1 protein-coding gene is annotated in these 252 nt (G+C 35.3%); it reads right to left on the bottom strand.

The features are described from left to right. Positions 1-252, bottom strand: a 252-nt coding sequence (locus RM542_RS14845; protein ID WP_311386535.1) for a hypothetical protein, incomplete at both ends; no start/stop codon positions are given.

Here is a 252-nt window from a genome sequence, read left to right as displayed (position 1 = left end):
AGTGCTATAGCTGTTGTATTTGCAGTAATATCTGCTGATTCTTCAAGAGTTGCCAAACTTGCAAAGAATGTTGTTGTTCCTTCATCAACAGTTAAGTTTGTACCATCAAAAGTTACTGCGGTAATATCATCATCACCTAATGTTGCTACTTGGTTATCTACATAAGTTTTTACGGCTAATTCTGTTGGGAACAATGTATTTGTTGCATCTGCTAGCGTAATATCTGTAGACTTATTAGCTGCATCTTCTTTT

The organism is Croceitalea sp. P059 (genome assembly GCF_031846365.1).
Lineage (GTDB): Bacteria > Bacteroidota > Bacteroidia > Flavobacteriales > Flavobacteriaceae > Croceitalea > Croceitalea vernalis.
This window is presented reverse-complemented; position numbering and strand designations above follow the sequence as displayed.